This is a genomic window from Comamonas koreensis, from assembly GCF_021026195.1.
GTDB classification, from domain to species: domain Bacteria; phylum Pseudomonadota; class Gammaproteobacteria; order Burkholderiales; family Burkholderiaceae_C; genus Comamonas; species Comamonas koreensis.
The window spans coordinates 338,288-365,009 of sequence record NZ_JAJNCT010000005.1; the positions used below are offsets into that span (position 1 = coordinate 338,288).

29 protein-coding genes are annotated in these 26,722 nt (G+C 64.4%); 17 read left to right on the top strand and 12 right to left on the bottom strand.

The features are described 5' to 3' along the window. Positions 1 to 8: 8 nt before the first annotated feature. Positions 9 to 1,541 (bottom strand): glutamate--cysteine ligase, encoded by a 1,533-nt coding sequence (gene gshA, locus LPW39_RS03610; protein WP_230771403.1) that lies wholly within the window; start codon positions 1,539 to 1,541, stop codon positions 9 to 11. Positions 1,542 to 1,743: 202 nt separating this feature from the next. Beyond that, a complete protein-coding gene (locus LPW39_RS03615) occupies positions 1,744 to 2,661 on the bottom strand; it encodes an SDR family NAD(P)-dependent oxidoreductase (protein ID WP_230771405.1) in 918 nt (305 codons plus the stop codon). A gap of 361 nt (positions 2,662 to 3,022) precedes the next feature. Between LPW39_RS03615 and LPW39_RS03620 the strand changes: the two genes are divergently transcribed. The 9 genes from LPW39_RS03620 (at position 3,023) to tolA (ending at position 9,803) form a co-directional block, all read left to right on the top strand. Then, the gene (locus LPW39_RS03620; RefSeq protein ID WP_133858033.1) at positions 3,023 to 3,313 is read left to right on the top strand and encodes a 2Fe-2S iron-sulfur cluster-binding protein; all 291 of its coding nucleotides are present in this window, start codon (positions 3,023 to 3,025) and stop codon (positions 3,311 to 3,313) included. 165 nt (positions 3,314 to 3,478) lie between these two features. Continuing rightward, positions 3,479 to 4,600 (top strand): bifunctional 3,4-dihydroxy-2-butanone-4-phosphate synthase/GTP cyclohydrolase II, encoded by a 1,122-nt coding sequence (gene ribBA / locus LPW39_RS03625; protein WP_230771407.1) that lies wholly within the window; start codon positions 3,479 to 3,481, stop codon positions 4,598 to 4,600. Between the two features lie 3 nt (positions 4,601 to 4,603). After that, positions 4,604 to 5,065 carry a 6,7-dimethyl-8-ribityllumazine synthase gene (gene ribH, locus LPW39_RS03630; RefSeq protein WP_230771409.1) on the top strand — a complete coding sequence of 154 codons (462 nt, stop codon included), beginning with the start codon at positions 4,604 to 4,606 and terminating at the stop codon, positions 5,063 to 5,065. After that, positions 5,062 to 5,598 carry a transcription antitermination factor NusB gene (gene nusB, locus LPW39_RS03635; protein ID WP_230771410.1) on the top strand — a complete coding sequence of 179 codons (537 nt, stop codon included), beginning with the start codon at positions 5,062 to 5,064 and terminating at the stop codon, positions 5,596 to 5,598. Before ribH ends, nusB begins: the two co-directional genes overlap by 4 nt. Positions 5,599 to 5,747: 149 nt before the next feature. Then, positions 5,748 to 6,932 carry a pyridoxal phosphate-dependent aminotransferase gene (locus LPW39_RS03640; protein ID WP_230771412.1) on the top strand — a complete coding sequence of 395 codons (1,185 nt, stop codon included), beginning with the start codon at positions 5,748 to 5,750 and terminating at the stop codon, positions 6,930 to 6,932. Positions 6,933 to 7,034: 102 nt separating this feature from the next. Beyond that, positions 7,035 to 7,451, top strand: a complete 417-nt coding sequence (gene ybgC / locus LPW39_RS03645; protein ID WP_133858038.1) for a tol-pal system-associated acyl-CoA thioesterase — start codon at positions 7,035 to 7,037, stop codon at positions 7,449 to 7,451. After that, positions 7,448 to 8,146, top strand: coding sequence for a protein TolQ (gene tolQ / locus LPW39_RS03650; protein WP_133858039.1), 699 nt, complete (start codon positions 7,448 to 7,450; stop codon positions 8,144 to 8,146). The genes ybgC and tolQ overlap by 4 nt, the downstream gene beginning before the upstream one ends. A 17-nt stretch (positions 8,147 to 8,163) precedes the next feature. Beyond that, entirely contained in the window at positions 8,164 to 8,598 is a 435-nt protein-coding gene (locus LPW39_RS03655; RefSeq protein WP_133858040.1) for an ExbD/TolR family protein, read from the top strand. 11 nt (positions 8,599 to 8,609) lie between these two features. Next, positions 8,610 to 9,803: a cell envelope integrity protein TolA gene (gene tolA / locus LPW39_RS03660; protein ID WP_230771414.1), complete on the top strand. Its 1,194-nt coding sequence runs from the start codon at positions 8,610 to 8,612 to the stop codon at positions 9,801 to 9,803. Between the two features lie 84 nt (positions 9,804 to 9,887). On the opposite strand, the gene LPW39_RS03665 is transcribed toward tolA, so the two are convergent. The 6 genes from LPW39_RS03665 to LPW39_RS03690 all read right to left on the bottom strand — a co-directional run bounded on the left by LPW39_RS03665 (position 9,888) and on the right by LPW39_RS03690 (position 14,689). Next, on the bottom strand, positions 9,888 to 10,622 hold the full coding sequence (locus LPW39_RS03665) for an SDR family NAD(P)-dependent oxidoreductase (RefSeq protein ID WP_230771416.1): 735 nt from the start codon (positions 10,620 to 10,622) through the stop codon (positions 9,888 to 9,890). A 14-nt stretch (positions 10,623 to 10,636) separates the two neighbouring features. Further along, positions 10,637 to 11,617: a Bug family tripartite tricarboxylate transporter substrate binding protein gene (locus LPW39_RS03670; RefSeq protein WP_230771418.1), complete on the bottom strand. Its 981-nt coding sequence runs from the start codon at positions 11,615 to 11,617 to the stop codon at positions 10,637 to 10,639. A 33-nt stretch (positions 11,618 to 11,650) separates the two neighbouring features. Beyond that, entirely contained in the window at positions 11,651 to 12,388 is a 738-nt protein-coding gene (locus LPW39_RS03675) for an SDR family NAD(P)-dependent oxidoreductase (RefSeq protein ID WP_230771420.1), read from the bottom strand. Between the two features lies 1 nt (position 12,389). Further along, complete coding sequence (locus LPW39_RS03680; protein WP_133858044.1) at positions 12,390 to 12,917, bottom strand: 2,4'-dihydroxyacetophenone dioxygenase family protein; 528 nt, start codon at positions 12,915 to 12,917, stop codon at positions 12,390 to 12,392. Positions 12,918 to 13,119: 202 nt separating this feature from the next. Beyond that, a complete protein-coding gene (locus LPW39_RS03685; RefSeq protein ID WP_230771421.1) occupies positions 13,120 to 13,947 on the bottom strand; it encodes an undecaprenyl-diphosphate phosphatase in 828 nt (275 codons plus the stop codon). Between the two features lie 106 nt (positions 13,948 to 14,053). Further along, positions 14,054 to 14,689, bottom strand: a complete 636-nt coding sequence (locus LPW39_RS03690; RefSeq protein WP_230771423.1) for an ATP-binding cassette domain-containing protein — start codon at positions 14,687 to 14,689, stop codon at positions 14,054 to 14,056. Positions 14,690 to 14,749: 60 nt separating this feature from the next. Between LPW39_RS03690 and LPW39_RS03695 the strand changes: the two genes are divergently transcribed. Then, a complete protein-coding gene (locus tag LPW39_RS03695; protein WP_230771425.1) occupies positions 14,750 to 15,130 on the top strand; it encodes a hypothetical protein in 381 nt (126 codons plus the stop codon). 15 nt (positions 15,131 to 15,145) lie between these two features. Here the strand turns inward: LPW39_RS03695 and argC are convergent, their stop codons facing one another. After that, positions 15,146 to 16,072, bottom strand: coding sequence for an N-acetyl-gamma-glutamyl-phosphate reductase (argC, locus tag LPW39_RS03700; RefSeq protein ID WP_230771427.1), 927 nt, complete (start codon positions 16,070 to 16,072; stop codon positions 15,146 to 15,148). 128 nt (positions 16,073 to 16,200) lie between these two features. On the opposite strand from argC, the gene LPW39_RS03705 reads away from it, so the two are divergent. Continuing rightward, positions 16,201 to 17,085, top strand: a complete 885-nt coding sequence (locus LPW39_RS03705) for a LysR family transcriptional regulator (protein WP_230771429.1) — start codon at positions 16,201 to 16,203, stop codon at positions 17,083 to 17,085. 70 nt (positions 17,086 to 17,155) lie between these two features. Here the strand turns inward: LPW39_RS03705 and LPW39_RS03710 are convergent, their stop codons facing one another. Further along, positions 17,156 to 18,112: a DMT family transporter gene (locus LPW39_RS03710; protein ID WP_230771431.1), complete on the bottom strand. Its 957-nt coding sequence runs from the start codon at positions 18,110 to 18,112 to the stop codon at positions 17,156 to 17,158. A 76-nt stretch (positions 18,113 to 18,188) separates the two neighbouring features. On the opposite strand from LPW39_RS03710, the gene LPW39_RS03715 reads away from it, so the two are divergent. After that, entirely contained in the window at positions 18,189 to 19,070 is an 882-nt protein-coding gene (locus LPW39_RS03715; protein WP_230771433.1) for a LysR family transcriptional regulator, read from the top strand. A 29-nt stretch (positions 19,071 to 19,099) separates the two neighbouring features. On the opposite strand, the gene LPW39_RS03720 is transcribed toward LPW39_RS03715, so the two are convergent. Further along, positions 19,100 to 19,930 (bottom strand): TOBE domain-containing protein, encoded by an 831-nt coding sequence (locus LPW39_RS03720; RefSeq protein ID WP_230771434.1) that lies wholly within the window; start codon positions 19,928 to 19,930, stop codon positions 19,100 to 19,102. Positions 19,931 to 20,108: 178 nt separating this feature from the next. On the opposite strand from LPW39_RS03720, the gene modA reads away from it, so the two are divergent. The 3 genes from modA to modC all read left to right on the top strand — a co-directional run bounded on the left by modA (position 20,109) and on the right by modC (position 22,905). Next, positions 20,109 to 20,864 carry a molybdate ABC transporter substrate-binding protein gene (modA, locus tag LPW39_RS03725; RefSeq protein WP_230772879.1) on the top strand — a complete coding sequence of 252 codons (756 nt, stop codon included), beginning with the start codon at positions 20,109 to 20,111 and terminating at the stop codon, positions 20,862 to 20,864. Positions 20,865 to 21,073: 209 nt separating this feature from the next. Then, the gene (gene modB, locus LPW39_RS03730; RefSeq protein ID WP_230771436.1) at positions 21,074 to 21,772 is read left to right on the top strand and encodes a molybdate ABC transporter permease subunit; all 699 of its coding nucleotides are present in this window, start codon (positions 21,074 to 21,076) and stop codon (positions 21,770 to 21,772) included. Next, entirely contained in the window at positions 21,769 to 22,905 is a 1,137-nt protein-coding gene (gene modC, locus LPW39_RS03735; protein WP_230771438.1) for a molybdenum ABC transporter ATP-binding protein, read from the top strand. The genes modB and modC overlap by 4 nt, the downstream gene beginning before the upstream one ends. 65 nt (positions 22,906 to 22,970) lie before the next feature. Here modC and LPW39_RS03740 read toward each other — a convergent pair whose 3' ends face one another. Beyond that, the gene (locus LPW39_RS03740; protein ID WP_230771440.1) at positions 22,971 to 23,591 is read right to left on the bottom strand and encodes an OmpA family protein; all 621 of its coding nucleotides are present in this window, start codon (positions 23,589 to 23,591) and stop codon (positions 22,971 to 22,973) included. Between the two features lie 446 nt (positions 23,592 to 24,037). On the opposite strand from LPW39_RS03740, the gene LPW39_RS03745 reads away from it, so the two are divergent. Together LPW39_RS03745 and LPW39_RS03750 are read left to right on the top strand one after the other, a co-directional pair. Further along, positions 24,038 to 24,667 carry a TRAP transporter small permease subunit gene (locus LPW39_RS03745; RefSeq protein ID WP_230771442.1) on the top strand — a complete coding sequence of 210 codons (630 nt, stop codon included), beginning with the start codon at positions 24,038 to 24,040 and terminating at the stop codon, positions 24,665 to 24,667. Positions 24,668 to 24,687: 20 nt separating this feature from the next. Continuing rightward, a complete protein-coding gene (locus LPW39_RS03750) occupies positions 24,688 to 26,508 on the top strand; it encodes a TRAP transporter large permease (RefSeq protein WP_230771444.1) in 1,821 nt (606 codons plus the stop codon). Positions 26,509 to 26,722: the final 214 nt, after the last annotated feature.

The following is a 26,722-nucleotide window of genomic DNA, read 5'->3' on the forward strand; positions in this document are numbered from 1 at the left end:
CAGATCCATCAGGACACGACCAGGTGCTCAGGCGACATATAGCACTGGCGCCATTCCTCAAACGGACCGGTGTCGGCCGCTTCCATGTCTTTTTGTGCCTGGATCGACTTGGCCGCCAGTTGCTGGTACTTGGCTGTCAGCGCGTCGTTCCAGGGGCGGGCCAAGGTCTGCTCGCGCGCCCATTGCGACTGGGCAGCGCCAAAGGCCTTGAACGAGGCGCCAAACTGCTCGCTGACCGCCGCCAGCACCTGGGCCGATGGCGTTTGCTCAGGGTGGGCCAGCAGCTGCTGGGAGTGCTTGAGCGCCTGGCTGTAGTCGGTGTTGCCATGGGCCTGGTCCAGCGCCGCAGCGATGGGCTGGCAGGCTTGCAGAACCTCCTGGGCCCAGTCGGTCAGCAGCACCTCCTTGCCCTGGCGCTGCAGCTGCAGGCCCGGCTCACGCCCGCGCTCGGCCACCATGTGCTGGTTGTGCTTCATCTCGGCGATTTCGGCCGGCGAATCAGGCGGGCTGTCGCTCAGCAGGCAGTGCAGCAAGAAGATGTCGAGCAGGCGCATCGTCGGGGCCGAGATGCCCATGCTGTCGAAGGGATTGATGTCCATCAAGCGCACTTCGACGTATTCGACACCGCGCTCGCGCAGCGCATGCAGCGGGCGCTCGCCGCGCTGCACCGTGCGCTTGGGGCGGATGGTGCCGTAGAACTCGTTCTCGATCTGCAGCAGGCTGGTGCCCAGCTGGTTGTACTCGCCACCGGGGTTGAGTATGCCCACCTTTTCATAGGCCGGGTACGGCTGGGTCAAGGCGCCGTAGAGCGAATCGGCATAGCCCTTGAGGTTGTTGTAGCTGACGCTGATCGAGGCCTGGGCATCGCTTTGGTAGCCCAGGCGGCCCATGCGCAGCGAGGTGGCATGCGGCAGGTGCAATGCGCCCTGGCCATCGCCCAACGGCTGCAGCTGGTGCGGGCGGCCCTGCACAAAACAGGGACAGAGCACCGGCGACGCGCCAAACAGGTAGAGCAGCAAAAAGGCCTGGCGGCGGAAATTGCGGATCAGCCCGAAGTAGGCCTCACTGCTGACACCCGGCAGCGACCAGTTGTAGTGGATGCCCGAGATCGTCTGCATGCGGCGGCCATAGCGGTGGCCCAGACCCATGCGGTAGATGCTTTTGGAGCGGCCGATGTGCGAGGTGCCAAAACGGCCCAGCGGAATGTTCTCATCCGAGGGCAGCGAGCAAGGCATGCTCGAGATCCACAGCCGCTCGTCATTGGCCTCCAGCACCTGGTAGACGTACTGGTGTACTTCGGCCAACTCATCCAGGCAAGCCTGCACATCCTGGTGCACGCCGGTGATGATCTCGATCTGCGACTCGCTGAAATCGGTCGTGATGCTGCTGTGCGTCAGCGCGGAGCCCAAAGCGGCCGGGTGTGGCGTGAGGGCCAGCGCGCCTTCGTCGTTCACGCGCAAGCCTTCTTTCTCGATGCCGCGACCCATGTGCAGCAGGCGCTGCGCGCCAATGGCATCAATACGTTCTTGGATATGGTTCATCTGCGTTGTTCTTGTCAAAGCCGGGCTGCACGATAGCAGGTTGCCCGGCGACTGGCAGAGTATTGCACGCTCAGCCTGACCGGGCTTCGGGATTTAGCCCGATTCCCGCAGCACGGCTTGGTAAGAACGTGTAGCGATTGCCCGCATTGTTGTTTTCTGCACTGCAGAAAAGCCCGCCCCACACGTGACGCAGGCTGGCGCCTCAGTGCAGCTTTTGCTGGGCCTTGCGGATTTCCAGATCGCCCTGCACAAAGCCGTTGTCCGGCACGATGTCGTCCCTGCGGTCGGTCAGCGCGGCCCATTGCTGGGACAGATGCAGGTCCATCTCATCGACCGGCACGCTGTCGGCACTCAGGTGCAGCCCGCGCGTCATCGTGATGTGCGAGGCCTCGAAGCTGCCTGCACCTGCACACAGAATGGTCCGCGTGGGCGCGCTCTCATGCACCAGCGCCAGCATGGCGGGGCTGACCAGCTCGGGCCGCAGCGCGCGCAGCATCTCGGGCGCCAGCAGGCCATCGGTCATGCGCGTGGCAGCCGTCGGCGCCAGCGCATTCACATGGATGTTGTACTTGGCGCCTTCCAGCGCCAGGGTCTGCATCAGGCCGACCAGCGCCATCTTGGCAGCGGCATAATTGCTCTGGCCAAAGTTGCCGAACAGGCCCGACGACGAGGTCGTCACCAGAATACGGCCATAGTTGGCCGCCTGCATATGGGGCCACACGGCCTTGCAGCAGTGCACGCTGCCCATCAGATGCACTTCCAGCACGGCGCGGAAGTCGTCCATCTCCATCTTGGCAAAGCTCTTGTCGCGCAAGGTGCCGGCATTGTTAACCAGCACATCGATCTGGCCCCAGTGCTCGATCAGCTGGGCCACCATGGCCTGCACGGCCGGCCAGTCGGTCACCGAGGCATGGCTGGCCATGGCGATGCCGCCCAGCGCCTCGATCTCGCGCACCACCTTCTCGGCGGCGGACGAGTTACCCAGCCCGTCCACCGCGCCGCCCGGGTCGTTGACCAGCACCTTGGCGCCGCGCCGGGCCAGCGCCAATGCATGTTCACGCCCCAGCCCGCCGCCGGCCCCCGTCACAATCGCTACCTTGTCGCTGAAATCCAAACCCATACGTTCGCACCTTTACACCATGCGGGCGCTTATGGCGCCCAATATTGGAAGAGGCTTGCTGCCCCTGATGCATTCGCACTGTACGTGTTCACATTTGCTTTGCGCGCCGCTTGGGCGACAGACGCCAGCGGGACATGGGCCGGTACCGCCTAGGGTTATCCCGAAAATGGCTGAACAACCATGTGGATAACTGCGCATCGCGGGCTATTTAACCCGCTAAGCCCATGTTTTTATTAGCCACGTGTTACATTGCCCGCAATTTCAGCAAAACTGGCCTCATCCTTGCTACCTGGCAGCAGTGCTTACCACACTTGGCTGGGCAGCTATGGTTTTGATATAAGCCCTTCGAATCGACACCCCCATGCCCATCACCCCCGAGCTCTACAACGCCCAGATCGACAACGAAGACATCCAGGTCGATGCCTGGGCAGACACACCCCTGCTGCAGTCGCTGGAAGAAGGCGGCGTGGACTGGCCCAGCTCCTGCCGCAATGGCACCTGCCGCACCTGTGTGGGCCGCCTGAAATCAGGCAGCGTGCACTATGAAATCGAATGGCCCGGCCTCAGCGCCGAGGACAAGGAAGCCGGCTGCATCCTGCCCTGCGTGGCCTATCCCGATGGCAATGTGGTGCTCTTGCGCGGCGAATACTGAAGCCCCCAGCCCGCCACCCGCAGCCGCAATTGACCCGGCACACTAGTCCCCAGAAGCGCCAAAGCCGCCCAGCCGGGGAGCAGCTGGTCTAAAATTGGGGTTTTTACTGTCTGACGCGCCGCAGATCTGCGGGCAGACACGACACAAGTTCTTTAAAGGCATTCCATGAGCAGCCCCCTGATCCCTGCGCCGATCTCTCCGGTGGAGGACATTGTTGCCGAGATGCGCGCTGGCCGCATGGTCGTTCTGGTCGATGAAGCCGACCGCGAGAACGAAGGCGACCTGGTGCTGGCCTCCGACCATGTCACGCCGGAAGCCATCAACTTCATGGCCAAGTGGGGCCGGGGCCTCATCTGCCTGACCTTGACCCGCGAGCGCTGCGAGCGCCTGCAACTGCGCCAGATGACCGCCAATAACGGCGCCCCGCTGTCCACCGCGTTCACCGTCTCCATCGAGGCGGCCGAAGGCGTGACCACCGGCATCTCTGCTGCCGACCGCGCCCGCACCGTGCAGGCCGCTGTGGCCGCCAATGCCCAGGCCAGCGATCTGGTGCAACCCGGCCATATCTTCCCGCTGCAGGCGGTGGATGGCGGCGTGCTGATGCGTGCCGGCCATACCGAAGCCGGTTGCGACCTGGCGCGCCTGGCCGGCTGCTCGCCCTCTTCCGTCATCTGCGAAGTGATGAAGGACGACGGCACCATGGCCCGCCTGCCCGATCTGCAGCTGTTCTGCGCCGAGCACGGCATCAAGATCGGCACCATCGCCGATCTGATCGAATACCGCAGCCGCCACGAATCGCTGGTCGAGCGCATCAGCAGCCGCCCGCTGCAAACGGCGCATGGCGAGTTCACGGCCCACCTCTACCAAGACCACGCCAGCCACGCCGTGCACCTGGCCCTGGTCAAGGGCAGCGTGCAGGCCGACAACGATGTGCCCGTGCGCGTGCACGAGCCGCTGTCGGTGATGGACCTGCTCGAGACCGACCGCACCATGCACAGCTGGACCCTGGATGCCAGCCTGGCCTACCTGCAGCAGCAAAGCTGCGGCGTGGCCGTGCTGCTCAACTGCAATGAAAGCGCCTCGCAGCTGATCCGCCAGTTCGACGGCAAGGCACGCGCCGCGCAAGCCCCCGAGCGGGGCCGCATGGACCTGCGCACCTACGGCATTGGCGCCCAGATCCTGCGTGACTGCGGCGTGCAGAAGATGCGCCTGATGGGCGCGCCCCGCCGCCTGCCCAGCATGGCCGGTTACGGGCTTGAGATCACCGGATACATCAACAAGGAATAACACATGTTTGGAGCAGAAAAAGGCAGCGCAGCAAACCTGGACGGCAGCGCGCTCGCCATCGGCATTGTGCAGGCCCGGTTCAACGAAAGCATCACCGACAGCCTGGCCCAGGCCTGCCTGCAGGAGCTGGCCGCCATGGGCGTGCAAGCCGAGAACATCCGCCATGTCAAAGTACCCGGCGCACTCGAAGTGCCCGTGGCGCTGCAAGCCATGGCCGAGTCCGAAGAATTCGACGCGCTGATTGCGCTGGGCTGCATCATCCGCGGCGAAACCTACCACTTTGAACTGGTGGCCAACGAATCGGGCGCTGGCGTCACCCGCATCGGCCTGGATTTCCAGATCCCCGTTGCCAACGCCATCCTCACCACTGAAAACGAAGCCCAGGCCATTGCCCGCCAGGTCGACAAGGGGCGCGATGCCGCCATCGTCGCCGTCGAGATGGCCAATCTGCTGAAAACACTATGAACGAAAACGACCAGAGCGAGTCCTCCTCCAGCCAGCGCCCTCCGCGCCAGGCCCGCAAGGGCCTTACCTCCACCGGCGCGCGCAAGGCTGCCTCCAAGTCCACCCGCAGCCGCTCGCGTGAGTTCGCGCTGCAGGCGCTCTACCAGTACATCCTGAGCGGCAACAGCGCCACCGAGATCGACCTGTTCACGCGCGACCTGGCTGGCTTTCACAAGGCCGATGCCGCCCATTACGACGCGCTGCTGCACGGCTGCATCGAATCGGCCGAGCAACTCAATGCACAGATCGTCCCGCACCTGGACCGCAAGATGGACGAGATCTCGCCCATCGAACATGCCTGCATGTGGATTGGCGTCTATGAGTTCCAGCACTGCCTGGATGTGCCATGGCGCGTGGTCATCAACGAGAGCATCGAGCTGGCCAAGGAATTTGGCGGCACCGACGGCTACAAGTATGTGAACGCCGTGCTCAACGCGCTGGCCCCGAGCCTGCGCGCCGTCGAAGTGGCAGCCGACCGCAACAACGCGGCCTGATCGCCCTGACAACCGATGCCCATGCCTGCGTGCTGGCATCGGTTTTTTCTAAGGGCTTAGCCGCCGCCAGTTATACTTTTGATAGCACACTCTGTGCTGGCCCACATGCCGCCTACGCTGTGGGTGCCCTCTGATCCGAGCCGAAGACCATGAAAATCGCCACCCGAGCCGACCGCATTGAGCCGTTTTATGTGATGGAGGTCGCCAAGGCCGCCCAGGCACTGGCGGCTAAGGTGGCGGGCAGCGCGGAGCCGATGATCTTCCTCAACATCGGCGAGCCGGACTTCACCGCGCCCCCGCTGGTGCAGCAGGCCGCCGACCGCGCCATCCGCGAAGGCCGCACGCAGTACACACCAGCACTGGGCATCGAGCCTTTGCGCCAGGCACTGTCCGACTGGTACCAGCAGCGCTTTGGCGTCGATGTGCCGGCGCGCCGCATCGTCATCACCGCCGGTGCATCGGCTGCCCTGCAGCTGGTCTGCCTGTCGCTGATCGACTCGGGCGACGAGATCCTGATGCCCGACCCCAGCTACCCCTGCAACCGCCACTTTGTCAGTGCCGCAGAGGGCCGGGCCGTGCTGCTGCCCACCACGGCGGAAGAGCGCTTTCAGCTCAGCGCCGACAAGGTGCAGGCCGCCTGGAGCGACAAGACCCGTGGCGTGCTGCTGGCCTCGCCCTCCAACCCCACGGGCAGCTCGATTGCGCCGCAAGAGCTGCGCCGCATCCACGAGGTGGTCAAGGCCCGCGATGGCGTGACCATCATCGACGAGATCTACCTGGGCCTGTCCTATGACGAGGCCTTTGGCCAGACTGCGCTGGCGATCGATGACAACATCATCTCGATCAACAGCTTCAGCAAGTACTTCAACATGACCGGCTGGCGCCTGGGTTGGGCCGTGGTGCCCGAAGCCCTGGTGCCCGTGGTCGAGCGCGTGGCGCAAAACCTGTTCATCTGCGCCAGCACCATTGCCCAGCATGCGGCACTGGCCTGTTTTGCGCCCGAGAGCATTGCCGAGTACGAGCGCCGCCGCGCCGAGTTCAAGGCCCGGCGCGATTACTTCATCCCGGCGCTTGAAGCGCTGGGCCTGCCCGTGCCGGTCGCACCCGATGGCGCCTTCTACGCCTGGGCCGACTGCAGCCAGGCCGCCAGGAAGCTCGGTGTGGAAGGCTCCTGGGACTTTGCCTATGCGGTGATGGAACGGGCCCACCTGGCCATCACGCCGGGGCGCGACTTTGGCAGCCATGACACCGGCCGCTTTGTGCGCTTTTCCACCGCCAACTCGATGGCGCAGCTGCAAGAGGCCATTGCCCGGCTGCGCAAGCTGCTGGCCTGATGATGACCGCTGCGCGCCGCTCTCTGCCAGCATCCTCGCACGAGGATCCGCGCGGCACTGCGCTGATTCTTCGTTATAGAGCCAATGTGAAAGGCTATATCCATGGCCTTTGAGTTCCCGATCCGCATTTACTGGGAAGACACCGATGCCGGCGGCATCGTCTTCTACGCGAACTACCTCAAGTTCATGGAGCGGGGCCGCACCGAATGGCTGCGCTCGCTCGGGCTGGAGCAGCAGCGCCTGCGCGAGCAGGTCGGCGGCATGTTCGTGGTCAGTGAAGCGACTATCAAATATTTACAACCTGCACGCCTGGACGATGAACTCATCGTCACCGCCGAACTCCAAGATGCGGGGCGTGCCTCCATGCAGATCACACAGCGGGTGCTCTTAAAACAGAAGCAACCAACAGATACACCTCAACTGCTGTGTGAGGGCACAATTCGTATCGGCTGGGTCGACGCTGTCAGCATGCGCCCGGCAAGAATTCCTCAAACCCTGATCCAAACCATCTCCTCATGAATTCCCAAGAAATGTCCATTGCCAGCCTGGTCTTGCACGCCAGCTGGGTGGTGCAACTCGTGATGCTGATCCTGGTGGCCGCCTCGGTCGCCTGCTGGGCCACGATCCTGCGCAAGGTCGGCATGCTCAAAGCCATCAAGAACAAGAATGAGACCTTCGAGAGCGACTTCTGGTCCGGCTCCAGCCTCAACGAGCTCTACCAGAATGCGATGCATAACGTCAAAGCCTGCGGCCCGATGGAACGCATCTTTGCCAGCGGCATGCGCGAGTACCAGAAACTGCGCGAGCGCCACATCACCAACCCCGACACCTTGCTGGACGGCACCCGCCGCGCGATGCGCGCCAGCTTCCAGCGCGAGATGGACGAGATCGAATCGGGCCTGTCGCTGCTGGGCACCATCGGCTCCGTCTCCCCGTACGTCGGCCTGTTCGGCACCGTCTGGGGCGTGATGCACGCCTTCACCGGATTTGCCAGCATGGAGCAGATCACCCTGGCTACTGTTGCGCCCGGCATTGCTGAAGCCCTGGTGGCCACTGCGATGGGTCTGTTCGCGGCCATTCCCGCCGTGACCGCCTACAACCGCTTCTCCAGCGGCATCGACCGCATCGCCAGCCAGCAGGAAACCTTCATCGAAGAGTTCTCCAACATCTTGCAGCGCAACCTGGGCGCCCAGCCGCTGCACGCAGCGCACTAAATACAAAGGAAACAGCCATGCCGGCCGTAGCCTCTCGCGGTAAACGCAACCGCCGCACCGTCAACGAGATCAACATGGTGCCCTTCATCGACGTGATGCTGGTGCTGCTGATCATCTTCATGGTCACCGCCCCCATGCTGACGCCGGGCGCCATCAACCTGCCCAAGGCAGGCAAGAGCGAGCGCCCGCCCACCAAGAACATCGCCCATGTCCTGCTGGACAAGGACGGCTCGATCCAGCTCAAGACCGGCAATGTCACGCAGACCGTGGCCGCCGGCGATCTGGCCGACCGGGCCAAGGCCTGGCAAGCGGACAACCCGCCTGAGGACAGTGCGATGCTGATCGTGGCGGACAAGGACCTGACCTACCAGAAGGTGATCGATACGATGTCGACCCTGCAGAAGGCCGGTGTCAAACGTGTTGCCTTGCAAGTGGCAGGCGGCAGCCAGTAAGAAGAGTCGCCATGTCCCCTCGTCAAGAGCGCGATCAGCTTGCCCCTCCAAAACCTCCGTCGCGGACCAAGTCCTGGACCGTGGCGGCCGCTGCCCACTTGCTGGTGGTCGTCGCCTTGCTGTGGACCGTGCGCAACCCGCGCGATAGCGACCAGCCCTCCGTCGAGGCCGAGCTGTGGGCGCCCACCAATGAGCAGGCCGCGCCTGCCCCGCTGACGCCGCCCCCAGCCCCTCCGCCCGTGGCACCACCGCCACCTGCCCCGGTGCCGCCGCCTCCGCCCCCAGCGCCCGCCCCGGCCGTGACCACGCCCAAGCCCGTAGCCGCCGTGCCGGATGAGGACGACCGCGAATCCGAGATTGCCCTGCGCAAGAAAAAGGAGCAGGAAGCCAAGCAACGCGAGCAAAAGGAGCGTGAGCTGGCCCAGCGCAAGGAAGCCGAACGCAAGAAGCAAGCCGAGCAGGACAAGAAGGACCGCCTGGAAGAAGAGCGCCAGGAACGCCTGCAAAAGGAAAAGGACGCCCGCGAAAAGGCCGAGAAGGCGGAGAAAGACCGCAAGGAAGCCGACCGCAAGAAGCAGGCCGAGCAAGACAAGAAGGACCGCCTGCAGAAGGAAAAGGACGCCCGGGAAAAAGCCGAGAAGGACAAGGCCGAGCGCGAGAAGGCTGAGAAAGCCAAGGCAGAAGCCGACGCCAAGGCCAAGGCCGCAGCGGACGCCAAGGCCAAGGCAGCCGCCGATGCCAAGGCCAAGGCAGCCGCCGATGCCAAGGCCAAGGCCGCTGCAGACGCCAAAGCCAAGGCCGCCGCCGATGCCAAGGCCGCCGAAGCCCAGCGCCAGGCCAATATCGCCCGCATGGCTGGCATGGCCGGCGCCGCAGGTGCGGCCGGCAGCAGCCAGGGCGGATCGACCTCGGGCACGGCCTCTGGCCAGGGTGGCCCATCGGCTGGCTATGGTGGCAAGGTCGCTGCCAAGGTGCGCCCCAACATCACCTTCCCCGATGATGTGCAGGGCAACCCGCGTGCCGAGCTGGAAGTGCGCGCCGCCCCGGATGGCACCATTGTGGGTGTGCGCGTCACCAAGTCCAGCGGCAACAAGGCCTGGGACGATGCCGTCGTCCGCGCGATGCACAAGACCGAAACCCTGCCGCGCGACATTGATGGCCGGGTGCCATCCAGCCTGGTCATTGGCTTCCGTCCCAAGGACTGAAGACCTGTTCGTCTTCCCCCCAAAAAAATGCCCTCGGCCACCTGGCCGAGGGCATTTGTCTTTGCAAAGGCAGTGTGGCCCGCCTCAGGTCACCATGTAACCGCCATCCACTGGCAGCACCACGCCCGTCATAAAGCTGGCTGCCGGCGTGCAGAGGAACACCGCTGCCTGCGCCACATCCTGCGGTGTGCCCCAGCGACCCAGTGGCGTGCGCGCCAGGATGGGGCCGGAGCGGGCCGGGTCGTCCTGCAGCGCCTGGGTCAGCGGCGTCGCAATCCACCCCGGGGCAATGGCGTTCACCCGGATGCCGTCGGCCGCATAGGCAATGGCGAGTGACTTGGTGAGCTGGCCAATGCCACCCTTGCTGGCCGCATAGCCAGGCACCAGGCCGCCGCCGAAGAAAGTCAGCATCGATGCGGTGTTGACAATGCAGCCGCGCCGGGCACGCAGCTTGTCCCGCGTGGCGGTGCAGACCCGCATGGTGCCGGTCAGGTTCACCTCCAGCACGCGCTGGAAAACCTCCACATCGTGCTCCAGGCCGCGCTTGATGATGCCCGCGCAGTTGAAGACGATGTCGAGTTCGTCCAGATCGGCCAGCGCCCCATCCAGATCGGCCTGGCGGGTGACATCGGCCTGGCGCACTTCCACCCCGGCATCGAGCGTGCCGTCGCCGTCGCCCAGGCCCAGCGCAATCACCCTCGCGCCCAGCGCGGCCAAATGGTTGGCAATCACCGCGCCAATGCCTTGGGTGGCACCAGCCACCAAGGCAGTCTTGCCTGTCAACAGGTCTTTCTGGTAGGTCGTAATCATCACTCGCATCACTCGCTTGGGGCTCAGTTCTTCATGTCCAGCAGTTTGATCAGGTCGCCGAAATAGGTCGCATCCTTCATCATCTGGTTGCGGAAACCCTGGTCGTCGGCATAGACAAAGCCCAGGTTCTGTTTGGCCAGCACTTCCTGGAAGGCGGGCTCATCCACCGTCTTCTTGGCGGCGGCCTTGAGGTAGTTCAGCACATCGGTGGGCAGCTTCTTGGGGCCGGCAATGCCACGCCAGGTGCCAATGCTCAGGTCGATGCCCTTTTCCTTCAAGGTAGGCACCTTGTCGAAGTTCTTCACGCGCTGGTCTGCCATCACCGTCAGCATCTTGAGCTTGCCCGCCTGCAGCTGCTGGGCCACTTCGGCCGGGCTCACCGCCACCGCATCCACGTGGCCGCCCATCAGCGCCAGCACGGCCGGGCCCGCGCCCTGGAACGGAATATGGTTGAACTGGATGCCGGTCTTGTCGCCCAGCGCCGTGGCCGCGAAGTGCCAGATCGAGCCATTGCCGGCATTGCCCACGCCCATCTTGCCGGGATCCTTTTTAGAGGCGGCGAGGAACTCTTCGATAGTGTTCCAAGGCGCATCAGCGCGCACGGTGATCGCGGCCGGGTCGGCATTGAACTGGATGATGGGCTGCACATCGTCGTACGAGAACTTGGCCAGGCCCATGGGCTTGAGGGTCACCAGCTCCACCGTCACCACGGCGAGCTTGTAGCCGTCAGGCTTGGCATTGATCATGTCCGTCCAGCCAATGGCGCCGCTGGCACCGGGCTTGTTGATCACCACCACGCTTTGCGGAATGTGCTTGCGCGCCGCCTCGCCAAAGGCACGGGCCACGCCATCGGTGCCGCCACCGGGCTGGAAGGGCACGATCAGCTCGATCTGGCGTGCCGGAAAGTCCGCCGCCACCGCCCAGCCGCCCATGCCCATCAGCACAGCGCTGGCACCGGCGGCGACAAAGCCCATGGCGCCGCGGCGCGTTTTATTCATAGTCATACCGTCTCCTGCTTTTTACTTTGTCGTGCAGTTTCAATAGGTCGCACGTCCACCGGATACATCAAATACCGCGCCAGTGCTGAACGAGCAGGCGTCGGACGCCAGCCACAGCACCTGGGCGGCAATCTCGTCGGGCTCGCCCAGGCGCCCCATTGGGCTCTTGGCAATCATCGTGGCCACATGCTCGGGGGCCATCTGTTCCAGAATCGGTGTTCGCACCGCCGCCGGTGCCACCGCATTGACCAGCACGCCGCTGCTGGCCAGCTCCTTGCCCAGCGACTTGGTCAGCGCCAGCACGCCAGCCTTGGCCGCGCTGTAGGCCGAGGCATTGGGCGTGCCCTCCTTGCCCGCGAGCGATGCAATGTTCACCACCCGCCCATAGCCCTGGGTGCGCAACACCGGCACCACGGCCTTGCAGACGTTGTAGACGCCCACCAGGTTGATCGCAATCACGCGCTGCCAGACGGCATCGTCAAAGGCATCGAGCGACATCGTCGGCCCGGTGATGCCAGCACTGTTGATCAGCATGTCAACCCGGCCCAGGCGGGCCAAGGTCTGCGCCAGCGCGGCCTGGATGCTGGCCGGCTCGGTCACATCGACCGGGCAGAACAGCGCATCGCCGGACAGCGCGGCGGCAGGCGGCTGCAGATCCCAGACGGCGACCCGCGCGCCCGCTAGCTGCAGGGCCTGCACCAGGCTGGCACCAATGCCGCTGGCGCCGCCTGTCACCACGGCCACCCGGCCGCCAAATTGGTAGCTGCAATCGGCCATGTCAGCGGATGAACTGGTTCGTGTAATCGGCACCCAGGCCCACGGCCTCGAAGTGCTTGCGGCACATCTCTATCTTGGTGAACACATCCTCAAAACCCATGCCCTTCCCCCAGGGGTCGGTGTAGTACATGACACCGTTGACCTGGAAGTAGGTGATCATTTCCTCGCAGTCTTCCGGCACGTACAAGGTATGGGTCTCACCGGGGGGTTCGAACACATAGCTGCCTTCCTTGGCCCACCAGTCGTGCTCCAGGTACTTCCAGCGGCCCTTGAGCACAAAGCCATGCACCGCCTGCGGGTGGCGGTGGCGGCTGAGCACGCCGGACTTGCGCACCTTGAGCAGGTTCATCCAGTAGCCCTGGCTGGCATTGAGGCACAAAGGACGAAACCAGACATTCTCCGCCTGCGGCACCCACAGCCGGTCATCGGTGGGGATGGCGCTCTCCACCACGATCTCCGGCAAGGCATCGGGCGGGTTCGGATACTGGTAGGGCATCAAGGGGGTCTGGTCAGGGCTTTCTACGGGCATTTATCCACCATATGGACAGAAGTTCATAATATGGATAATTGTAGAGAACGTTGAAAGACCCGCAGCCCAGGCAAACCCGAGGCGTTGGGCGGCGCAGACATGTTGGCGACAGAGACCGGGCTGCGGCAGCGCGCAAACGGGCACAAAAAAGCCCGGCTGTTGAGCCGGGCTTCAGTGTGAAGATCTAGGTCGCCGTGCGCGATCAGGAATCCACCCAATTGACCATGCCGCTGAAGGCCGTCACCAACACGATGATGCCGAACACAATGCGGTACCAGGCAAACGGCACAAAGCTGTTGGAGGCGATGTAGCGCAGCAGCCAGCGCACGCAGAGCCAGGCGCTGATGAAGGAAAAAATCAGACCCGTGGCAAACATCGGGATGTCTGCCATCGACAGCAGCGCCCGCTCTTTGTAGAGGCTGTAGACGCCGGCGCCGATCAAGGTGGGGATGGCGAGGAAGAAGGAAAAATCGGTGGCCGCCTGGCGCGACAGGCCCATCAGCATGCCCCCGATGATGGTGGAGCCGCTGCGGCTGGTGCCCGGAATCATGGCCAGGCACTGCACCAGGCCGACCTTGAGCGCATCGAGCGGCGTCATCTCATCGACGGTCTGCACCCGCACATGGGCGGACTGGCGCTTTTCGGCCCAGAGGATGACAAAGCCGCCCAGGATAAAGGTGGTGGCCACCACGACCGGCGTGAACAAATGTGCCTTGATGTACTTGCCAAACAACAGGCCCAGCACCACGGCGGGCAAAAAGCCGATGAAGACATTGAGCGCAAAGCGCTGCGCCTGGCGGCTCGATGGCAGCGCTACCACGGTGCTGCGGATCTTTTGCCAGTACACCAGGATCACCGCAAAGATGGCACCGGTCTGGATCGCGATGTCGAACACCTTGGCCTTGGCATCGTCAAAGCCCAGCAGGCTGCCCGCCAAAATCAAATGGCCTGTCGAGGAGATTGGCAAGAACTCGGTCAGCCCCTCCACCACGCCCATGATGGCGGCTTTGATCAACAGCAAGGTGTCCACAACAGTCTTTCAAAAAATCGGTGTGCCCGATTATCCAGCGGCCCAACACGCGCCACGGGGCTGGCCCCCGGGCGCGCACGAAAATTTACACAATGCTGCGCAGCCTCTACAGCGCCGGCAACGCCACCACCTGCACGGCCCCGCCTGCCGGCAGCAAGGGCTCGTAATGCGCCAGCACCAGGTAGCGGCCCTGCGCGGCCAGTGGTGGGGCTGCCGCTTGCAAGGCCTCGCGCAGAAAGCCCAGCGCCGGTTTGTCCAGCCCCGAGGTAGTCTCATCGAGCAACACCAGCCGGGCGCCGCTGGCCAGGCCCAGCGCAATGACCAGCTTGCGCAGACTGCCGGTGGACAACGCCAGCAAAGGCTTGGCGCCATGCGGGACCAGATCAAAGCCCTCTTGCCATTGCGCAAAAAGCGCTTCGTCCCAGCCTGGGCAGTCGCGGCGCATCTGGGCGATCCAGTCGGCCACGACCGTGGTGTCGGGCGGCATCGTGGCGGGCAGACGCGGCTCGTGCCAGAACACCGCAGCGGCGCTCTGCAGCGCCTGCGCGGTCTGGCCGTCAATCCGCAGGCTGCCTCCGCTGGCCTGCAGCCGCCCGGCCAGCAATTGCAAGGCGGTGGTCTTGCCCAGGCTCAGGCCATCGACCAGCTGCACCAGGCCGGGGGCGGCCTGCCATTGCCAGCCGGCCAGCAGCGGAGCCGCTTGCGGGTATGAAAATTCCAGCGCATTCCAATCCAGGCTCATAGGGGTATCCGGCTTGCTTGCTTAACTCCTAAAAACATAGCATAAAATCGCGCAATATCGATGAAAACCCCGCACATGCTCGACTATTTGGACTTTGACACCAGCGATGACGGCGAAGGCATCAGCAGCCTGGATGCGATGGCCTATGCCAAGGCCGCCCACTGGCCCGCGCTGGCGGCCGAAGTCAGCCAGCTGCTGGCCTGGTGCAGCGATGCCTTTGGCGCCCCCGGCGCGCTGGAAGAGGGCCATGCCTGGGATCTGGACCTCCAGCTGCAAAACGATGCCGGTGACGCCTTGGCCTTGCACTGGGATGCGCGCCAACGCCAGCTGCTGGCCCCCCAGGCGGCGCAGCAGCCCGCACTGCAGCTGAGCCTGACCCTCAGCGGCCCCGATCCCTTTGCACAACAGGTAACCGCGCAGTTTCTGGGCGATAGCGCGTAAATACGCGACGCGGACCTAGGCCGCCAGCATCAGGTCCAGGTTCTGCACCGCCGCACCCGATGCGCCTTTGCCCAGGTTGTCAAAAATAGCCGCCAGCAGCACCTGGCCCTGCGCCTCGTTGTGGAAGACGCTGAGCTGCATGGCATTCGTGCCGTTGAGCCGTTGCGGATCCAGCTGCGTGAGCGCTTTGGCCTCGTCCAGCGACAAGACCTGCACATCGCGCGCCTGCGCATAATGCCGCGCCAGGCAGGCCTGCAGCGCGGCGGCATCCACACCGGGCGGCAGCAGGCGCAAGGCCAAGGGCACCGTCAGCACAATGCCTTGGCGATAGGCGCCATAAGCGGGCACAAACAGCGGGCGCGCGGCCAGACCGGCGTGCAGCGCAATCTCCGGCGCATGCTTGTGCGCCAGCTCCAGCCCATAGACCTGGAAGGCCGGTGCCGGGCTATCGCCGCCGCCCTCATGCGCCTCAACCCCCGCGCGCCCGCGCCCGGAGTAGCCAGACACCGCATGCACGCTGACGGGGTAGCTGGCAGGCAGCAGCCCGGCCTGCACCAGGGGCAGCAGCAGGCCGATCGCGCCGGTCGGGTAGCAGCCCGGGTTGCTGACCCGGCTGGCCTGCGCAATGCGCGCTGCCTGCGCGGCCGACATCTCCGGAAAGCCATACACCCAATCGGCCTGGGTGCGGTGCGCCGAACTGGCATCGATCACCCGCACGGCAGGATTGACGATGGACTGCACCGCTTCGCGCGCAGCCGCATCCGGCAGGCAGAGGATGGCGATGTCGCAGGCATTGATGGCTTCGGCCCGGCGCTGGGCGTTCTTGCGCTCTGCCGCAGGCAAGGTCAGCAGGCGGATATCGGCGCGCCCGCGCAGCCGCTCATGGATTTGCAGACCGGTGGTGCCCTGATCGCCGTCGATAAAAACAAAAGGAGTGCGCATATGCAGATGACTTCCGAGAATGCGGGCGCTGGCCCATGGATGAAGCCGCTATGTTCCTCCGCACCCTAAAATAATGAAAGTTGAATTTCACAAACAAGACATTCAGCTTTTCTGAATTAGGAGCCGCGATGCGAGAAATCAGCCTGGACCGTTTGCGCACCCTGGTGGCGATTGCCGACCAGGGCTCGTTCATCAAGGCCGCCCATCACCTGCACCTGGCCGCACCCACGGTCAGCCTGCATATTGCCGAGCTGGAGGAGCGCATTGGCGCGCCGCTTCTGTCGCGCAAACGGGGGCATGTCAGACCTTCGGCGATTGGGGAGGTGCTGGTCGCACGCGCCCGCCGCCTGCTGGACGAGGCCGAGCAGGCCTTGAGCGACATCCAACGCCAGGTGCAGGGGCTGGAAGGACGGGTGCGGCTGGGCGCATCGACCGGTGTCATCGCCCATCTGCTGCCGCAGGCGCTCGCCGTGCTGCGCGACCAGCATCCCGGCATCGACGTGCAGATCAGCGTCCAGACCTCGGAAGAAACACTGGCGCGGCTGGCAGATGGCAGCCTGGATGTGGGGGTGACCGCCCTGCCCCAGCCCGCCGTGGCTGGCCTGGTGATCCAGCCCTGGCGCCGCGATCCCGTGATGGCCTTTGTGCCTGCCGATTGGAAGAGCCCCGCCCGCATCACGCCCCAGTGGCTTGCCGACCAGCCGCTCATCCTCAACGATGCCAGCACACGCCTGTCACGCCAGACCAGCGAATGGTTTGCCGCCGACGGACACCACCCGGTGCCACGCATTGCGCTGAACTACAACGATGCCATCAAGAGCCTGGTCGCCGCTGGCTATGGCGCCACCTTGCTGCCGCACGAGGCCACCGCCCCGCCGCCGGATGCGCGCATCGCCATGCGCCCGCTACGCCCGGCGCTGTGGCGCCAGCTGGGCATAGCCCACCGCGCCGGCTATGTGGAGCCATCCACCCAGCATGTGCTGGATGTGCTGTGGGAGCTGCGCCTGGGGTGAGCGGCACACCGGCAAGGCCGGGCTGAAAAGCCAGGCCTGTGCAGCAGCCCGGCCGCCAAGTCACTCGCGCTCAACCGGTCCTTGCACTGCCTGGCGCCATGCGCTTTGGGCGCTGCGCCAGCCGCATGCGGCCCGCATTCATCAGCAGCATCCCGGCAATCGCCGCGCCACCGCCACGCAGCAAGGAAGCCGTCACCGGCTCAGCCAGCCACAGGCTGGACAGCAGCATGCCAAACAAGGGTACCAGCGACATATAGGCGGCCGCGGCCCCGGCGCCCAGCTCCTGCACCCCCTTCAAATACCAGGCATAGGCCAGCGCTGTGGCCCCCAGCGCCAGCGCGACTAGGCTGAGCCAGACCTCGGCGCGCACATGCACCAGGCCCGCCCAGGCGGCGGGCCCCTCCACCAGCAGGCTGGCCACCAGCAGCAACAGTGCGCCCATGCTGGCGGTCGCTGCAGTCGTGCTGAGGGGGTCGATGCTGGTCAGCACCAGGCGGCCCAGCAAGGTATAGCCCACCCAACAGGCGGCGCAGCCCAGCAGCAGCCACTCTCCGGCACCAGCAGCGCTGCCCGGGCCCCAGCTCCAGTGGCCACCGCTCAGGGCATACAAGGCACCACCCACTGCCAGCCCTAGACCCAGAAAGATCGGCAGGTTGATGCGCTCACGAAACAGCAGCACCGCAAACAGCATCGTCAGCACCGGGTTGAGTGCAACCACCATCGCCGCTTTGCCGGCAGGCACAGTTTTGAGCGCCAGCAAGAAGAACAGCGAGTAGCCCAGCACGCCCACCGCCGACGCAGCCGCCAGCCCGAGCCACTGCCGCCACGCCAGATGCCACAAACGGCCCATGCGCCCGGAATGGCCTAGCCACAGCAGCAGCACGGCACTGGCCAGCAAAAAGCGCAGACTGGCTGCAGCCAGCGGTGGCATGGCCTGCGCCACAACGCGGCCCCAGGGCCAGGACGCGCCCCAGAGCGCCGCCATGCCGATAAGACCCAGATGGGTGGAGTATTTTGCGGAGTTCATGCGCTGCTACTATCCGCTAATCACCACCGATGGTCGAATGAGCAAATGCTCATAGCCATCCCAACTCATCCCTGCCATGACCTTCACCCAGCTCGAAGTCTTTGCCACCCTGGCCAAGGTGGGCAGTTTTTCCCGCGCCGCAGCGGTGCTCGGCATCTCGCAAAGCGGGGTGAGCCATGCGATCAAGCAGCTCGAAACCGCGCTCGGTGTGGGCCTGTTCAGCCGCGATGGCGCAGCGGTCAGCCTGACGGAGGTCGGCGCCCGCCTGCTGGTGCGCGCCCAAGACATGCTGCAGCAGCAAGAAGCGCTGCTGCAGGAAGCACAGGCAGCGCAGGGCGTGGCACGCGGGCGCCTGCATATCGCTTCGTTTGGCGCGACCTCCTCGCTGCGCCTGCTGCCGCAGCTGCTGGCAGGCTTTCGCCAGGCGCATCCGCTGGTCGAAGTGCATATCGAAGAAGCAGTGGACAGTGTGGTGCTGCAGTGGCTGCTGGAGCGCCGCGTGGAGCTGGGCTTTGTGGTCTTGCCCGATGAGCGTTTTGACACCGTAGCGCTGCTCGAAGACGAGCTGGTGGCCGTGCTGCCTGAGGCCCACCCCTTGTCCCAGAAGGCCAGCATCAGCGCGCTGGATTTCCATGGCCAGCCATTTATCCGCACCTCCGCAGGCTCGGGGCCCCGGGTCGATGCCTTTCTGGGCGAGAAGGGCTCGGTGCCCAACACCTTGTACCGGTTTGAACAACTCAGCTCGATGATGGGCTTTGTCGCGCAAGGCGATGCGCTGACGATTGCCGCGCGCCTGGCACTGCCTGCGCCACCGGCCGGCGTCGTCTACCGCCAGCTGGCGCCGCGCAACCACCGGCACATCGCGCTGGCGGCACTGCGCTTTGACCGCCTATCGCCTGCAGCGGCAGCCTTTGTCGAGTCAGCCCGAAAAGCCCGCAAGCGCCTGGTGATGGAATAAAGCGCCAGGGTGCCGGAAGCAGGCCGGATTTATTCTCCGCTCAGCGCAATCACCACGGCCGAGGGCTCCACCGTCACCTGCACCACAGAACGCACACGCAGCGACGATGCCTGGCGGCTGAAACCCACCAGTTGCACACCTGACTGCAGGCGCACGGCCAGCTCCTGCACCGTGCCGCCGCGCGTGGCACGGGTGACGGCGCCCTGCCAGCCATTGCCGCCCGGCGCCAGCGCGGCGGCCTCGGCTGCGGCCTGCACCGTCACAGCGGTGGCCTTGCACATGGCCAGCACCGGCAAGCCCTGGCGCAGGCCCAGCAGCTGCGCGCTCTCGTCGGTGATGTGGGATTGCAGCCCAAATTGCGCCCCCACAGCGGCGCCCTGCAGCTGCACCTGTACCAGCGGGCCGCTGCGGCTGAGCTGGGCCACCACGCAGGGCCATTGGTTGCGCATGCTGGTCATCACCTGCAAACGCGCCAAGGTGGTGGCGACGGAGATGCCTGCAGCCCCGGCAGTGCGCGCCTGGGGGTCTGCGGCCACAGGCAGTTGCCGCGCATGCTCCAGCTGCACATGCAATTGCTCGCGGGCCTGGCCCATGGCATCGGCCGCTTCGAGCAGCAGCAGCGCATCGGCAGTGAGCTGGGCGCCCCCACCGCCCTTGCCACCCACGCTGCGCTGCACCAGCTCCACCCCTGCCAGGTTGGACAAGGTATCCAAGGCTTGCCAGGCCGCCTTGTAGCTGATGCCCACGCGGCGCGCGGCCTCCGAGATGGAGCCGCAATCCTGGATATGGCGCAGCACGTCGATGCGGCGGTCAGAGCGCTTCTCGGAGAGCGCGGCGGCGAGCGATGCTTGGGGAATCATGGCGCGAATCTTCGCATGCTTTACCACCCGCTGAAGTTGCCAATATCGCCACACCAGAAATGCAACGCGCGCAGTATCGTGGCAACGCGGCCGCCTATGCCCCCTACTATTTGGTAGGTCCAAGCAATTTCGTTACACTCGCGCTATTCATTAACAGAATAGCGACCTGATGACTGCCATGACCGCACACCGCTTTGCCCCTCTCGCCCTGTCCCTGTTGGCAGCCTTCGCAACCGGTGCCCATGCCGACGAAGTCTCGGTGGCCGTCGCTGCCAATTTCACCGCGCCGATGCAAAAGATTGCCGCCGAGTTCGAAAAGGACAGCGGCCACAAGGCGGTGCTGTCGTTTGGCGCCACCGGCAAGTTCTATGCGCAGATCAGCAACGGTGCGCCATTTGGCATTTTGCTGGCCGCCGACGACACGACACCGGCCAAGCTGGCCGAAGAAGGCAAGGGCGTGGCCGCCAGCCGCTTTACCTACGCCATTGGTCAGCTGGTGCTGTGGAGCAAACAGACAGGCTATGTGGACGACAAGGGTGCCGTGCTCAAGACCGGCGACTACCGCCATATCGCCATCGCCAACCCCAAGCTGGCCCCCTACGGCCTGGCCGCGATGGAAACGCTCAAGCACCTGGGCCTGACCGACGCGGTGACGCCGAAGATCGTGCAAGGCGAGAACATCGGCCAGACCTACCAGTTCGCAGCCAGCGGCAATGCCCAGCTGGGCTTTGTGGCGCTGTCGCAGGTGATGGAAGACGGCAAGCTGCGCGAGGGCTCGGCCTGGATTGTTCCATCGGCCATGCATGAACCCATCCGCCAGGACGCGATCTTGCTCAGCAGCGCCAAGGGCAATGCCGCCGCTACCGCCTTGATGGAATACCTTAAGGGCGACAAGGCGCGCGCCATCATCCAATCCTACGGCTACGCTTTTTAAGAACCCGGGTTGAGAACGCGGCACGCCCGCACGCGGGCCGGTTCTGGTCAGCCAGATGAAAGCTACCTGGCCAACCCTTATGCCACCCGTAAGCCAGCGGCTTCAACGCGTTGGCCGGGCCACACATTCCGCTTGCCGCGCCCCCGCTGTGCGTGCACCATGGGCGCAGCGCCCTTCCCCTTCCTGCCACCTTGCTAGCCCCGCCTGCCGTGAGTACTTCCATTCTCAGCCCCGACGATTGGGCCGCCATCTGGCTGACGCTTGAGCTCGCCAGCTTCACGACGATCTTGCTGCTGGTGCTGGCCACGCCGCTGGCCTGGTGGCTGGCGCATACGCCATCGCGCTGGCGCGGCCCCATCGGCGCGGTGGTGACTTTGCCGCTGGTGCTCCCCCCCACGGTGATTGGCTTCTACCTGCTGGTTACGATGGGCCCCAACGGCCCGCTGGGCCACCTCACCAACGCGCTGGGCCTGGGCTATCTGCCCTTTACCTTTGCCGGGCTGGTGGTGGGTTCGCTGGTCTATTCGCTGCCCTTTGCGGTGCAGCCGCTGCAGCGGGCCTTTGAAGGCCTGGGCCGCCGCCCGCTGGAAGCAGCGGCCACCTTGGGCGCCAGCCGTATCGACAGCTTCTTCAGCGTGGCGCTGCCGCTGGCGCGCCCCGGCTTCATCACCGCTGCCGTACTGACCTTTGCCCATACCGTCGGTGAGTTCGGCATCGTGCTGATGCTGGGCGGCAATATCCCTGGCAAGACGCGCGTGGTTTCGGTTCAGATCTATGACCACGTGGAAGCACTGGAATACACCCAGGCGCACTGGCTGGCGGGCGGCATGGTGGTGTTTGCCTTTGTGGTGCTGGTGGCGCTGCAATGGTTGCAGCCCGGGGACAAGAACCACGCGAGCCCGCTATGACGCAAGTCCAGAACCCCCACAACGGCATTCACGCGCGCCTGCGGCTGCAGCGCGCCTCGTTCCAGCTGCAGGTCAATCTGCAACTGCCCGGCCAGGGTGTCACCGCGCTGTTTGGCCCCTCAGGCTGCGGCAAGACCAGTTGCCTGCGCGCCATCACCGGGCTGGAGCGTGCCCAGGGTGAGGTCACCGTCAATGGCGAGCGCTGGCAAGACGATGACAGCGGCCACTGGCTGCCCACGCACCAACGCGCGCTGGGCTATGTCTTTCAGGAGGCGAGCCTGTTCCCGCACCTGAGCGCCCATGACAACATCCGCTACGGCCTGCGCCGGACACCGGCGGCGCGCCAGCGCGTGCAACTGGAACGGCTGGTGGAGCTGCTGGGCATCGGCCCCCTGCTGGCGCGCAAGCCCGCAACCTTGTCCGGCGGTGAGCGCCAGCGGGTGGCCATTGCCCGTGCGCTGGCCACCAGCCCGCGCGTGCTGTTGATGGACGAGCCGCTGGCCGCGCTGGATGCCGAGCGCAAGGCCGAGGTGCTGCCCTACCTGGACCAGCTCAGCGCGCAGCTCCAACTGCCGATTCTTTATGTCAGCCACTCGATCGACGAAGTGGGCCGCCTGGCCGACCAGGTAGTGCTGCTGCAGGCGGGCCGTGTGGTGGCGCAAGGGCCGGTGGCAGAGCTGCTGAGCCAGCTCGATACACCGCTTGCAAAGACCCTGCCCGATGCACAGCAGGCGAGCATCCTGGAAGGCAGGGTCTGCGGCCACGATACGCAGGACCATCTGTGGTCGCTGCAAATCGGCACCCTGCCCCCACTGCAGTTGCACTGGACGCAGGCCGATGCCCACTACCAGCAGGGCGAGCGCGTGCGCCTGCGCGTGCTGGCACGCGATGTCAGCCTGTCGCTGATGCCACAGTCGGGCAGCTCCATCCTCAACAGCCTGCCGGCCGTGGTGACGGCGATGCAGGCCAGCAGCCCGGGACAGGTGCTGGTGCAGCTGCGCCTGGCGCCCGGTGGGGCCGACGACACGCCCCATCTGCTGGCACTGGTGTCTGCCCGCTCGGCGCGCCTGTTGCAGCTGACGCCAGGCTTGCGGGTGCATGCCCAGCTCAAGGGCGTTGCCGTCTTGCGCTGACCGCGTTGGTCCCAAAAACAAAAAAGCCCGGACGCATCCGGGCTTTGTCGTGTCTGGTTGGCCAATTAAGGGGCCAGCACCACTTCCACGCGGCGGGCTTGGGCATTGTTGCCCGCGTTTTCCACCGCTTCGGGCTTCTTCAGCTCCAGCTTGTCTTCAGTCACGCCCAGGGCCAGCAGCGCATCACGCACGGCAAAGGCGCGTTGCTTGGCCAGCTCGGCGTTCTTGTCGGCATCGCCCGTGGCGTCGGTGTAGCCCGAGATAACCGCACGTTGACCGGCTTTGACGCCAGCGATCACGTCCACCAGCGCTTCGTTGGCGCCCGCAGCCAGTTCGGCCTTGGCGGTGGCAAAGTAGAACTTGACCACACCGTTTTCGATGACCACGGCGGCGGCATCTTCGGCAACCACGGCAGCGCCGTTGGCAGCAGCTGCGCCAGCCGCGCCAGCGGCATTGGCAGCCTCAGCAGCACGTGCGGCGGCCACAGCTGGATCGGTACCGCCCAGCACCGCACCGCGCTTGGCGCCGGTTGCCGAAGCAGTTACCGCCGCGTTGCCAGACTTGGCACCATGGATGCCTTTGTAAGCACCGAACCACACGACACCCAACACCACCAAAATGATCAGGGCAAAAACCAGGCCCAAGGCAAAGCGCTCATCACCGTCATTATTTTGCGAAGAACTCACGGTCAGACTCCAGGCACCCGTAGTGCGTAATAAGACAAAAAAGAAAAGATTTTGGCAGCAGGCCATGCCCCCAAGGACTCAGCCACCGCTGCCAGGTACGCGCGAGATTGTACCTTGCAGCATCCCGCCTGCGCATCGAACCGGCAGCGGCGGCCAACCACCACAGCGCCCAGACTCTACGGGTCTGACCGGTAGCGAACGCACGCCAGTCGCTTGAAAATAGATAGCAGCACATGTCGACAGCATGCCGCCCCACTAGTAGTTACCCTTGATTTTGCGGCAAACGCACAAAAAAAATTTCTTCCTTGCTCCTGTTCACAACATCGGCGCATCAATTTGTAGGGCAAAAGGCATAGTTATTCGTAAAATCAGTGCTTTTCGAAAAAGTGCATTTGCTTACCAGCAATGAGCACTTATTACAGGACTAGCCAACCATTGGAGACACCATGCAGGCTTTACTCGCCCTATCAAGGGCTATCGACAGGCTCAACGCCTTCGTCGGCAAATATTCGATATGGCTGATCTTTGCCGCCACCTTCATCAGCGCGGCCAACGCCATTGTCCGCAAGGCCTTTGATGCCAGCTCCAACGCCTTCCTCGAAGTGCAGTGGTATCTATTTGCCTGGTCCTTCCTGCTGGCGGCGGGCTACACCTTGCTGCACCGTGAGCATGTGCGCATCGATGTGATCAACTCGCGCCTGTCCAAGACCAAGCAGGTCTGGATCGACATCATCGGCTTTGCGCTGTTCCTGACGCCGCTGTGCCTGACCATTCTGTGGCTGAGCATGCCCGTGGTCATCCAGATGTACCAGTCCGGTGAAATGTCGGGCAACCCAGGCGGCCTGATCCGCTGGCCCGTATGGGCAGCCATCCCCGTGGGCATCACCTTGCTGATGCTCCAGGGCCTGTCCGAACTGGTCAAGCGTATCGCCTTTTTGACCGGCGACGGCCCTGACCCAATGGGCAAGCTCAGCGACAAGAGCGCCGAGGAAGAGCTGGCAGAGGCACTGCGTGCCGAAGCTGAAATCAAGCAGGCGCAAGCCGCCGCAGCCCAAGCTGCCGCGCGCCAGGTCTAAGGCCAGCCAGAGGACCTCACATGGACTTTATCGTTACCAATTACGCCCCGATCATGTTCGCGGGCCTGATCGTTTTTCTGCTGCTAGGCTTTCCCGTGGCATTCAGCCTGGGCGCTGCCGGCCTGATGTTCGGCTTTATCGGCATTGAGCTCAATGTCTTCCCCTCGTCGGTGATGGCCTGGCTGCCCCAACGCCTGATCGGCATCATGGCCAACGATACCTTGCTGGCCGTGCCCTTCTTCACCTTGATGGGTTTGATACTGGAGCGCAGCGGCATGGCCGAGGACTTGCTCGACACGGTGGGCCAGGTCTTTGGCCCGATCCGTGGCGGTCTGGCGCTGGCCGTGATCTTTGTCGGCGCACTGCTGGCCGCCACCACAGGCGTGGTGGCCGCATCGGTTATCTCGATGGGCCTGATCTCGCTGCCCATCATGCTGCGCTACGGCTATGACCGGCGCCTGGCCTCGGGCGTGATTGCCGCCTCAGGCACCCTGGCCCAGATCATTCCACCATCGCTGGTGCTGATCCTGATGGCCGACCAGCTGGGCAAGAGCGTGGGCGACATGTACAAGGGCGCCTTTATCCCCGGCTTCATGCTGATGGGTCTGTATGTGCTGTGGGTGGCCTTCCTCGCCATCTTCAAGCCCAAGCTGGTGCCTGCACTGCCCGTTGAAGCCCGTATCTACCGCGAAGCCAATGGCAACGCCGGCTACACCTCGCTGATCGTGGTGATGGGCCTGTCGACCATTGTGGCCATCTTCCTGGCCAACCATATGGCCGACATCCACACCTGGTGGGAAGGCCGACTGGTCACCGATGTGGCCACCGACGAAAAGATCGTTACCGCCATGTGCGGCGGCACCTTTATCGCCTTTGTGATCGCGTCGATCAACCGCATCTTCAAGCTGGGCCTGCTGTCCAAGCTGGCCGAGCGCGTGACCTTTGTGCTGATTCCACCGCTGCTGCTGATCTTCCTGGTGCTGGGCACCATATTCCTGGGCATCGCCACCCCTACCGAAGGCGGCGCGATGGGTGCGATGGCTGCACTGATCATGGGCTTTGCCCGCAAGCGCCTGAACATGAACCTGCTCAAGCAGGCACTGGGCTCGACCACCAAGCTCGCCAGCTTTGTGATGTTCATCATGATTGGCGCGACCACCTTCAGCCTGGTGTTCCAGGCCGCTGACGGCCCCAAGTGGGTGGAGCACCTGCTGACCAGCCTGCCAGGCGGCCAGACCGGCTTCCTGATCGTGGTCAACATCATGATCTTCTTCCTCGCCTTCTTCCTGGACTACTTTGAACTGTCCTTCATCGTCGTGCCGCTGCTGGGTCCGGTCGCCGAGAAGATGGGCATCGACCTGATCTGGTTCGGTGTGCTGCTGGCGGTCAATATGCAGACCTCGTTCATGCACCCGCCGTTCGGCTTTGCACTGTTCTTCCTGCGATCCGTCGCGCCTGACAAGCAGTATGTGGACCGGGTCACGCACAAGGTAATCGAGCCGGTGACCACCATGCAGATCTACAAGGGGGCCGTGCCGTTTGTGCTGATCCAGCTGGTCATGGTCGGTGTGCTGATTGCCTTCCCCGGCATCGTGACCGGCGCGCTGGACAAACCGGTGGTCGTCGATATGCAGAAGATCGACGAGCAGATGATGAACCAGCTGGGCGACCACGACGGCGGCTATGGCGCAGACAACCCGTTTGCAACCCCCGATTCCCCAGCCGACGCTGGCGCCGCAGGCACCACGCCCGCACCCGCTGCCGAAGGCTATGGCTCGGATGACCCAGCCAAGGCCCTGCAAGATTCGCTGGGCACCGCCCTCGCCGCAGAAAGCAAATAAAAGGCTCCCAGCCCATCACTCCCGAACCCTGGCTTGCCAGGGTTTTTTTATGACTGTCTGCAGCCAGCACAGCCTCTCTTGCGCGATGGTTGCCTGATCCCCGGGGAACCCTCCGTAGGCGCCACCAGAGCACCAGCACATGCCCGGGCCCCATAGACGCAAAAAAGCCGCAGCAAGCTGCGGCTCTTGGCTGCTGCGACCAAGCCCCAATGGC

Coding starts and splice junctions, on each gene's coding strand:
- gshA (WP_230771403.1), bottom strand. CDS start 1,541: ATGAACCATATCCAAGAACGTATTGATGCCATTGGCGCGCAGCGCCTG.
- LPW39_RS03615 (WP_230771405.1), bottom strand. CDS start 2,661: ATGGGTTTGGATTTCAGCGACAAGGTAGCGATTGTGACGGGGGCCGGC.
- LPW39_RS03620 (WP_133858033.1), top strand. CDS start 3,023: ATGCCCATCACCCCCGAGCTCTACAACGCCCAGATCGACAACGAAGAC.
- ribBA (WP_230771407.1), top strand. CDS start 3,479: ATGAGCAGCCCCCTGATCCCTGCGCCGATCTCTCCGGTGGAGGACATT.
- ribH (WP_230771409.1), top strand. CDS start 4,604: ATGTTTGGAGCAGAAAAAGGCAGCGCAGCAAACCTGGACGGCAGCGCG.
- nusB (WP_230771410.1), top strand. CDS start 5,062: ATGAACGAAAACGACCAGAGCGAGTCCTCCTCCAGCCAGCGCCCTCCG.
- LPW39_RS03640 (WP_230771412.1), top strand. CDS start 5,748: ATGAAAATCGCCACCCGAGCCGACCGCATTGAGCCGTTTTATGTGATG.
- ybgC (WP_133858038.1), top strand. CDS start 7,035: ATGGCCTTTGAGTTCCCGATCCGCATTTACTGGGAAGACACCGATGCC.
- tolQ (WP_133858039.1), top strand. CDS start 7,448: ATGAATTCCCAAGAAATGTCCATTGCCAGCCTGGTCTTGCACGCCAGC.
- LPW39_RS03655 (WP_133858040.1), top strand. CDS start 8,164: ATGCCGGCCGTAGCCTCTCGCGGTAAACGCAACCGCCGCACCGTCAAC.
- tolA (WP_230771414.1), top strand. CDS start 8,610: ATGTCCCCTCGTCAAGAGCGCGATCAGCTTGCCCCTCCAAAACCTCCG.
- LPW39_RS03665 (WP_230771416.1), bottom strand. CDS start 10,622: ATGCGAGTGATGATTACGACCTACCAGAAAGACCTGTTGACAGGCAAG.
- LPW39_RS03670 (WP_230771418.1), bottom strand. CDS start 11,617: ATGACTATGAATAAAACGCGCCGCGGCGCCATGGGCTTTGTCGCCGCC.
- LPW39_RS03675 (WP_230771420.1), bottom strand. CDS start 12,388: ATGGCCGATTGCAGCTACCAATTTGGCGGCCGGGTGGCCGTGGTGACA.
- LPW39_RS03680 (WP_133858044.1), bottom strand. CDS start 12,917: ATGCCCGTAGAAAGCCCTGACCAGACCCCCTTGATGCCCTACCAGTAT.
- LPW39_RS03690 (WP_230771423.1), bottom strand. CDS start 14,689: ATGAGCCTGGATTGGAATGCGCTGGAATTTTCATACCCGCAAGCGGCT.
- LPW39_RS03695 (WP_230771425.1), top strand. CDS start 14,750: ATGAAAACCCCGCACATGCTCGACTATTTGGACTTTGACACCAGCGAT.
- argC (WP_230771427.1), bottom strand. CDS start 16,072: ATGCGCACTCCTTTTGTTTTTATCGACGGCGATCAGGGCACCACCGGT.
- LPW39_RS03705 (WP_230771429.1), top strand. CDS start 16,201: ATGCGAGAAATCAGCCTGGACCGTTTGCGCACCCTGGTGGCGATTGCC.
- LPW39_RS03710 (WP_230771431.1), bottom strand. CDS start 18,112: ATGAACTCCGCAAAATACTCCACCCATCTGGGTCTTATCGGCATGGCG.
- LPW39_RS03715 (WP_230771433.1), top strand. CDS start 18,189: ATGACCTTCACCCAGCTCGAAGTCTTTGCCACCCTGGCCAAGGTGGGC.
- LPW39_RS03720 (WP_230771434.1), bottom strand. CDS start 19,930: ATGATTCCCCAAGCATCGCTCGCCGCCGCGCTCTCCGAGAAGCGCTCT.
- modA (WP_230772879.1), top strand. CDS start 20,109: ATGACCGCACACCGCTTTGCCCCTCTCGCCCTGTCCCTGTTGGCAGCC.
- modC (WP_230771438.1), top strand. CDS start 21,769: ATGACGCAAGTCCAGAACCCCCACAACGGCATTCACGCGCGCCTGCGG.
- LPW39_RS03745 (WP_230771442.1), top strand. CDS start 24,038: ATGCAGGCTTTACTCGCCCTATCAAGGGCTATCGACAGGCTCAACGCC.
- LPW39_RS03750 (WP_230771444.1), top strand. CDS start 24,688: ATGGACTTTATCGTTACCAATTACGCCCCGATCATGTTCGCGGGCCTG.